General features: G+C 42.5%; 1 protein-coding gene. It reads right to left on the bottom strand.

Translation table 11 applies throughout. The annotated features are described in order from the left end of the window. Positions 1 to 246: hypothetical protein (locus WEIDD23_RS12180; RefSeq protein WP_156469672.1), on the bottom strand; the 246-nt coding region annotated here is incomplete at its 3' end. Between the last annotated feature and the right edge of the window lie 251 nt (positions 247 to 497).

Below are 497 nucleotides of genomic sequence, written 5' to 3'. Positions count from 1 at the left end.
TACATTCGCATCCGTAATATCGTTAATTGTTTTCGAAACTTCCGCAGCTTCAACACTGGTTGTTGCCATATGCAAGACTGACTCAAAAAAGCGGTCGACGTGATTCGTCACCGTTTCCGTTTGCGGCGCCGCGGCAATGCCACCTAACATCGCCAGCGTCGCCGCCCCGCGAATTAACCATTTCTTACCCCCACCATCTTCAGCCATCTTTCGCAGACGTGCATCTGCCACAATATTTTCTTTCATAATTTTATCCCCATCACATTAGTTCTTGCGCTATACCGCCAGTATAAAAAACGTTTGTGCGCTTACTCGGACAAAGTAACGATAGACATGGTAGCTTTCACCGAATGAATTGTGACAATTGTTACAAAATTTAGAAATCTTTCCCAAACATTCTATTTGGGAATTGTGACTTTTGTTGTTAAAATATAAGTGTTCAAATATGGACATCAGGCAGTGCGAATAAAGGTTAAAAACCCACGAACTTTTTCCAG

This window comes from Weissella sp. DD23 (assembly GCF_001579105.1).
GTDB classification, from domain to species: Bacteria; Bacillota; Bacilli; order Lactobacillales; family Lactobacillaceae; genus Weissella; species Weissella cibaria.
This window is presented reverse-complemented; position numbering and strand designations above follow the sequence as displayed.